The sequence below is a fragment of the Anaerobiospirillum sp. NML120448 genome (genome assembly GCF_023050945.1).
Taxonomy (GTDB): domain Bacteria; phylum Pseudomonadota; class Gammaproteobacteria; order Enterobacterales; family Succinivibrionaceae; genus Anaerobiospirillum.
On record NZ_JALKIM010000179.1, the window covers coordinates 1 to 1,301 of the forward strand.

The 1,301-nt window shown below is 37.4% G+C and carries 1 protein-coding gene; it reads right to left on the minus strand.

Features of this window, described 5'->3' with window-relative positions; all coding sequences use genetic code 11:
* A partial coding sequence (locus MXE38_RS12320) for a transposase (protein ID WP_246915504.1) occupies nucleotides 1-1,289 on the minus strand: 1,289 nt, incomplete at its 3' end.
* Nucleotides 1,290-1,301 lie beyond the last annotated feature (12 nt).

The window sequence follows — 1,301 nt, forward strand, 5'->3', positions numbered from 1 at the left end:
TTGTCAGTTTGCTGGTTTAGTGCGCCTTTATCGCTATCACTGCCAGGAAAAGGGGTAAGATAGTGCTTGCAATGACAATCTTGATAAACATCAGTAGTTTTTGAATACTCACTAAAAGCTTCAGATTTTGCATCCACCCAAAGAAGATCTTCCATAATTTTGAAGATGGAGGCCCTAAATTCTGTTATAGACTTTGACTTGTCATAACATTTAATAATTGACTGATATGATTCATACAGTGTTTTCATATCATAATTATTTTCCAAAAGCTTCTTAAGCAGCTTCTTTTGATCTTTATCAAGTTCAGATTTTCTTGATACAAGAACCTTAATTGCTTCCTTGTTTTTATCAAGGAGCAGGGACTTTACCTCATTACTATCAGGCATATGGAAGGCAATGTCTAAAAACGCTCTTTCAAAATCATCTACGATATTAACCATAACATGAAAGCGATCTAAAGTAATTTGACAAGAAGGCAGAGCTTCTTTAAATGCGCTTACAAATGGAGCGTTCATATCACAAGCAACTCTTAATTCAGGGGATATTTTATCTCCACCCCACTCAATAAAAGACTTGATTGCATCCTTGTTATTCTTCAATACATAAAAAAGAAGGCGTAAGTTGTTAGCATCATAAACGCATGTTACGTATTTTCGTCCCTTAATTGATACTTCATCTACAAGAACGTCTGTGATTAGATATTCAGGAGGTAAAAGCATACACTGATCTGCATTTTCAATGCCCTTTAATCCTCCACGAAACATTTCATCGCAATAGCGTTCAATCACTAGGTTTGCATAATACTCAGACACACAAAGATAACGGGCTACTGCTTTTCCTGTGTAGGAAAGTTTATCTACATAGCCATTCAATATGTTGTTAGCAAGTGCAGTGGTCATTCTTGTGTTGCCATACTGGAAAGGAGCTTCTGTAGATATAGTGCGGCCACATTTGCTACACTTATACCTGTTCTTGTAGAAGCAGATATTTATTGGATTGTCTCCTAGGCTCAAATGCCTAAATCCAACTTTAGAAGGCCCGTGTGAGTGGAGGTGGGCACCGCAGCCTTCATGGGGACATTGGGATAGTCTTTCTGTTGAGCGAATATGCACTATAACGCTTTGGTGCACTGTGCCATCAACTTCCTTTGATGTTATCTCTAAATCAGATACCTCACAGTTATCTAACTGCAAACCTTGTAAGCAGAAGTCTAGCAATTTGTCATATTCAGAAGGATTAAGATTATTACGTAAAGCTTGATCTTGGGCTGTATTGTTAATATTATTCATAGCAGGAGACCT